Source organism: Salmonella sp. 741265116_PST, from assembly GCF_046567715.1.
Taxonomy (GTDB): domain Bacteria; phylum Pseudomonadota; class Gammaproteobacteria; order Enterobacterales; family Enterobacteriaceae; genus Salmonella; species Salmonella enterica.
The window spans coordinates 63,197-69,800 of the sequence record NZ_JBKFPH010000023.1; the positions used below are offsets into that span (position 1 = coordinate 63,197).

Here is a 6,604-nt window from a genome sequence, read left to right on the forward strand (position 1 = left end):
CCTTAAATGCGGGGGGCAGAATAGCAGAAATTTACCGGGCTCTCACGCGCCAGGCGTTCAGGCGGCATCGCCTTTGCTCATTGGCGCCAGCGCGGCGGGCAAACTTTTCCCCAGTTCCTGCACCAGTGAATCGCCACTGATTTCGCTAATGGATTTCGCGCCGGTCAGGGTCATGGCGACTTTCATCTCTTTCTCGATCAGGTCCAGCAGATTGGCGACACCCGCTTTTCCTGCCGTCGCCAGCGCGTAGAGATAGGCCCGACCCAGCAGTACGGTATCGGCCCCCAACGCAATCATACGCACGACATCCAGCCCGTTACGAATCCCGCTATCTGCCAGAATGGCGATATCGCCTTTCACCGCATCGGCAATGGCGGGCAGGGCGCGGGCGGAAGAGAGCACGCCATCGAGCTGGCGGCCGCCGTGATTCGACACCACGATACCGTCAGCGCCGAAACGTACCGCATCGCGGGCATCTTCTGGATCGAGGATCCCTTTGATCACCATTGGGCCGTCCCAGAATTCGCGTATCCATTCCAGATCTTTCCAGGAGATGGACGGATCGAAGTTATTTGCCAGCCAGCCGATATAGTCCTCAAGGCCGGTCGGTTTACCCAGATAGGCGGAAATATTGCCTAAATCATGCGGGCGACCGTTCAGGCCGACATCCCACGCCCATTTAGGGTGCATCACCGCCTGCCAGTAACGGCGCATGGCCGCGTTTGGGCCGCTCATCCCGGAGTGGGCGTCACGGTAGCGCGCGCCCGGCGTTGGCATATCGACGGTAAAGACCAGCGTGGAGCAGCCCGCCGCTTTCGCACGTTCAAGCGCGTTGCGCATAAAGCCCCGGTCACGCAGTACATAAAGCTGGAACCACATCGGGCGCTTAATGGTTGGTGCAACTTCTTCAATCGGACAGACGGAGACGGTGGAAAGGGTGAACGGAATGCCCTTTGCGTCTGCGGCGGCGGCGGCCTGTACTTCGCCGCGACGGGCGTACATGCCGCACAGACCTACCGGCGCTAATGCCACCGGCATCGACAACGTTTCGTTAAACAGGGTCGTTTCGAGGCTTAAATCGGACATATTTTTCAGCACGCGCTGGCGCAGGGCGACCTGCGACAGGTCTTCCACATTTCGGCGCAGGGTATATTCCGCATACGCGCCGCCGTCGATGTAGTGGAAGAGGAAAGGAGGCAGTGTGCGCTGAGCTGCGGCGCGATAATCGCTGGCTGCTGAAATAATCATGATTTATTCTCCCTGGTCATCTCATTATGGTCGCCGGGCAGGCGGGTAATACGCGCCTGGCGGGCCTGGTCTTCATCAAATCGTTTAATCGTGGTGTGGACAAAACTGAGGTGCGCCATCATCGCTTTACGCGCGCCCTCGGCGTTACCGTCCAGAATGGCGTCCATCACCGCCTGGTGTTGTTCCGTCAGTTTTGAGAATACGGGCGGAACGAGATACATACGCTGGCGACTCTGTTTGACGGAGGATTGCAGGACGTCGAAGAAACCGCGCATGGTTTGCAATAGCACCACATTGTGCGAGGCTTCCGCGATCGCCAGATGAAAGCGCACGTCGGCCTGGGAGGCGAGATCCGGGTCTTCGCTGAGCGTCGCATCAAAGCAGAGTCTGATTTTCTCTTTGTCGGCGGCGGTGGCACGCATGGCGGCGTGCCAGGCGGTACTGGCTTCAATGGCGTGGCGGGCTTCCAGAATATCGAAACTGTAGTCCGGATCGTTTGCCATCAGCATTTTCAGCGGTTGCACGATATTCTGTTCAGACCAGGTTTCGTGCTGCCAGCGGACAAATGTCCCGCCGCCGCGACGACTCACCAGCACGCCTTCGCTGACCAGCTTCGCCAGCGCTTCGCGTAAAGAGTTGCGTGATACGCCAAGCTGTAGAGCCAACTGGCGCTCGGCGGGCAATTTCATGCCCGCTTCCAGGTTTTGTTCTTCAATCAGCGCCCGCACGCGAGAGGCAATCTCGTCTGACAGGCGTTTTGGCATCACAATCACGGAATCATCCAGGTTAAAACATAGGCCTGAAGCGTAGTGATCACGCCCACCATACAGGTGAAGATCAGGCTGTGTTTGACGGTAAAACGGAACAGATCGGACTCTTTCCCTACCAGTCCCACCGCCGCGCAGGCGATGGCGATAGACTGTGGCGAGATCATCTTCCCGGTTACGCCTCCAGTGGTATTCGCCGCCACCATCAGCACATCAGAGACGCCGATTTGCTGCGCCGCGGTAGCCTGTAGAGAGGCAAACAGCGCGTTAGATGAGGTGTCGGACCCGGTCAGGAAGACGCCCAGCCAGCCGAGGAACGGCGAGAAGAACGTGAAGGCGCTGCCGGTGTGCGCCAGCGCTAACGCCAGCGTGGAAGAAAGCCCGGAATAGTTCGAGATAAACGCGAACGCCAGCACCATGCCGATGGAGTAAATCGGCAACGCCAGCTCTTTCAGCGTGCTGCCAAAGGTCTGGATTGCGGCTGAGGGTTTCATTTTCAGCCAGACGATAGACAACAGCGCGGCAAACAGGATCGCTGTGCCGGTGGCGGAGAACCAGTCAAATTTATACACCGCCGCGTAAGCGGTCGCTTCGTGTACGACTGGCGGCATACGGGCGACCAGTTTATCGAGATACGGTACCGGAACGTTAATTACCCAGTCATACAGCGCGCCGCCGGGGGCAAACAGCGCTTTGAACGGCGGTATGCTCCAGAGAGTGACCGTGGCGGTCAGGAACAGGAACGGCGACCAGGCGCGAACAATTTGTCCTGTCGTATAACGGGTACGGGCCAGCGTCTGATCGACCTGCGACGCGCCCATATCGCCGAAGCGGAAGATGCGTACCGGCTGCCAACGTTTGAGGAACAGCGTCAGACACACCAGAGACACCAGAGAAGAGATAATGTCCGGCAGTTCCGGCCCGATAAAGTTGGAGCTGAGATACTGGGCGATAGCAAATGAACCGCCAGAGACCATTACCGCAGGCCAGGTTTCTTTCACGCCGCGCCAGCCGTCCATAATCGCCATAATCCAGAACAGCACGATAATGGTCAGGAATGGCAACTGGCGGCCTACCATCTGACCGATTTCAAAGCTGTCCAGGCCCGTAACCTGTCCGGCAACCAGAATCGGAATACCCATCGCGCCAAAGGCGACTGGCGCGGTGTTTACAATCAGGCACAGCCCTGCCGCATACAGCGGATTAAAGCCCAGACCCACCAGCAGCGCGGCGGTTATCGCCACCGGCGCGCCGAAACCCGCCGCGCCTTCAAGGAACGCGCCGAAGCAGAAGCCGACAATCAGCATTTGCAGACGTTGATCGGGGGTAATCGACAGAATTGACGAGCGGATAATGTCAAACTGCCCGGTCTTTACCGAAATTTTATAGACGAAGACCGCGGCGATGATTATCCAGGCAATCGGCCATAGCCCGTAGAAGAAGCCATACACGACCGATGCCAGCGCGTGATCGACCGGCATTTTATAGAACAGCAGCGCGACGGCGAGCGCGATAACGACCGTCCACGAAGCGGCAACGTAGCCTTTCAGCTTGAGTTTAATCAGGGCGAAAAAGAAGAACAGGATTGGGAGTGATGCGATCAGGCTGGAAAGCCAGATATTACCCGCCGGGTCATAGTTTTGTTGCCAGAGGTTCATTGCAGGTCTCCTGAGAACCACACGCATAATGGGATGAATCTTTGCTCATCTCGTTGGGGTCACATTATGTGTAAAAGTGGTCCTGCCAATATTGTTGTGTATGGATAATGACAACAAATAGTTAACCAGATGTTATTTATTGGCAACGATATTGTTGAGTCAATTTAATGAAATGTGAATCTGTGGCCGGATTCAGCGGGAATTGGTAGGGCCAATTAAGGGGTGAGGACAACAAGGGGAAGTAAAAAGGCAATGGCATTATGCCATTGCCTTTGATGTCGGGAGTATTGTTACTCCATTACCACTGGAAGCCAGCGCCAATAGCTGCAGAGTAATCGCCCTGGCTGTTACTGGTTCCTTGCAATTTATACACCCAGCCCCCGCTTTCACTTACCATGGAGACACCAATGGCGACGGCACTTTCACCATTAAACGTACCGCCAGCAATCGAGGTCATGTTGGCGCCCGGGGCGTAGGCTTGTGGCAGACCGGCCATGGCCATCGCTGAGGCGATACCGCCGCTCATCTTGTTTTCTACGCCTTTGATTTTGCTGTTCATTTCACCCATTTTCTGGTCGGTATAGGTGTTTGCTTCTTCGACGCTGCGTTTCAATTGCGCATAGTTAACCGCATCCGTATCGTTCACCGCCGCTGAAACATTGCCGATCCGAGTAGTACCGCCACTCCCGTCTCCCAGGTTGAGCACGCTATAGTTAACCGAGCCATCTGCATTGGTTTCATAACGAACGGAGCCTGCTTCTGAAGCTTTCAGTTGCGCCACATTAACCGCGTCAGTGTTGTTCACCCCTGCGGCAACGTTGGTAATACGGCGTTGTTGGGTAGAAGAGCCGACAGACACAGTATTAGCTTCATCTGCGACTGAATTTGTGCCTAACGCTACGCTGTTTTCAGCGGCAGCAATAGAGCCAGAGCCAATCGCAACACTGTCTTTACCCTGCGCATTAGCATCTACGCCATCGGTGTTGGTCTTGAAGTACTTGGTGCTACCGGTAGTGACAATATCGCCGACAGAGTTTTCGATATTGGTGACGCGGGTATCAAGACTACTCACCTGCGTGTTCAGATTATTGATACTTTCGGTATTTGCGGCAACACGGCTGTCGGTGACTTTCAATTGACTAACGTTTACGGCATCGGTGTCTGCCGAACCCGCCGCGACGTTAGTGATCTGACGTTGACCGTCTTCACTGCCGACAGAGAACTCACCGACAGAGTTCTGCGGTGCGTCCATGTTGTAGGCGGTGTAGTCAGTCTGTGCGCCGCGAGTGGTCTGAGAACCATTACCCATTGCAATACTGTTTGCATGGTTGGCGCGTGCGTTAGAACCGATAGCAATACCGTTGATGGCATCAGCCATCACCAGTGTATTCAGACCAATACCAATACCTGCATCAGCATTGACGATGGTTTTCGCACCCATTGCCAGTGAGTCAGTCCCGACAGCCAGTGAATCTTCTTCCGTTGAGTTTGCGTGGTAGTACTTGGTCGGTGTAGTAGTGACCGCACCAATGGCATTTTGTAACTGACGAACTGTTACCGCATCTTGCGCTTCAGAGCCGTCAGCAACGTTGGTAATTTGACGATAGCTTTCTCCATCCGTCCCCAATGACAACGCGCCCAGCAACTCTCTGTCTGTTGTATTGTAGCCAATGACGACGCCATCGCTTGTTACGCTCGTTGCTCGTATACCTGATGAAATAGCGCGGTTAGAGGTGGAGCCACTGCCCAAAGCGATACTGCCATCAATGGTGCTGCTGCTGTTTTGGCCAAGAGCCAGACTGCCAGCGCCAGAGGCGACGGCGTTGTAACCCACTGCCGTTGCGCCGTTACCCGTTGCGTATGCATCCTGGCCTTCAAGCCCGCTATCATTCGTACGGATGTATTTCACGCCGGTACCATTTTCCGTGATATAGGTTTCGCTGGTATCGCCGGCTAGTTGGCTAATAGACTCATTATACTGAGAAATCAACATGTTAGTTTCATAGAGCTGAGAGCCATTAACGGCGTCAGTACTGTCACTGGCGATTTCACCTGCTGCTACATTGGTTATCTTATTGGTACCGCTGGTACCGTGGCTGGCGCTGAACGCACCCTCTTCGTCATCCCAGCTCAGTGCATCGGTACCAAGATTGGTGATGGACGTATTGATATCCGCGATAGCAGAGGTGTTTTGATCTACCTTCTGGTTGGTTTCATACAACTGTGAGCCGTTTACTGCGTCTGTGCTGTCCTCAGAAAGCGCCCCGGCGGCGACATTGGTTATTTTACTGATGCTTCCACCGTGGTTTGCGCTGAAAGCGCCGATGTCTTCGTCCCATAACAGAGCGTTATCAGTGAGGCCGGTAATGGACGTATTAATGTCGGAGACAGAAGTATTCAGGTTCTCAATCGCGGTGCTGTTCTGAGTGATGTTGGTAGTATTGGCGGCGATATCGGTCGTGTTCTGATCCACTTTTTCATTAGTTTCGAACAGCTGCGATCCGTTAACGGCGTCGGTACTTCCTTCAGACAGCTCCCCGGCGGCAACGTTGGTAATTTTGTTTGTCGTACTACTTCCATGGCTGGCAGAGAACGAACTCGTTGTCTCATTCCAGCTCAGGTTGTCAGAGCTAAGGTTAGTGATGGACGTATTAATATCTGCGATAGCAGAGGTATTTTGATCCACCTTCTGGTTGGTTTCGTACAACTGGGAGCCGTTCACCGCGTCTGTACTGTCTTCAGAAAGGTCACCGGCGGCGACATTAATGATTTTGCTGGCGCTTCCGTTGCGGTTAGCGTTGAATGCGCCAGAGGCTGCATCCCACAACAGGGCATCGTCGGTGAGCATGGTGACGGAGTTGCTCAGACTGTTGATACTGGTGGTGTTGGTGGCGATATCAGTGGTGTTCTGGTTAATGTTGTCGGTATTGG

Annotated in this window: 3 protein-coding genes and 1 pseudogene; all 4 read right to left on the reverse strand. The window is 54.6% G+C overall.

Features of this window, described 5'->3' with window-relative positions; all coding sequences use genetic code 11:
* Positions 1-57 precede the first annotated feature (57 nt).
* Positions 58-1,248 carry a quinone-dependent L-lactate dehydrogenase gene (gene lldD / locus ACLD11_RS16060; protein WP_000586988.1) on the reverse strand — a complete coding sequence of 397 codons (1,191 nt, stop codon included), beginning with the start codon at positions 1,246-1,248 and terminating at the stop codon, positions 58-60.
* Complete coding sequence (gene lldR, locus ACLD11_RS16065) at positions 1,245-2,021, reverse strand: transcriptional regulator LldR (RefSeq protein ID WP_000636696.1); 777 nt, start codon at positions 2,019-2,021, stop codon at positions 1,245-1,247. The genes lldD and lldR overlap by 4 nt, the downstream gene beginning before the upstream one ends.
* On the reverse strand, positions 2,018-3,673 hold the full coding sequence (gene lldP, locus ACLD11_RS16070; protein WP_001055308.1) for an L-lactate permease: 1,656 nt from the start codon (positions 3,671-3,673) through the stop codon (positions 2,018-2,020). The genes lldR and lldP overlap by 4 nt, the downstream gene beginning before the upstream one ends.
* A gap of 298 nt (positions 3,674-3,971) precedes the next feature.
* Positions 3,972-6,604: pseudogene (sadA, locus tag ACLD11_RS16075) on the reverse strand (trimeric autotransporter adhesin SadA); the annotation flags it as partial.

Coding starts and splice junctions, on each gene's coding strand:
- lldD (WP_000586988.1), bottom strand. CDS start 1,248: ATGATTATTTCAGCAGCCAGCGATTATCGCGCCGCAGCTCAGCGCACA.
- lldP (WP_001055308.1), bottom strand. CDS start 3,673: ATGAACCTCTGGCAACAAAACTATGACCCGGCGGGTAATATCTGGCTT.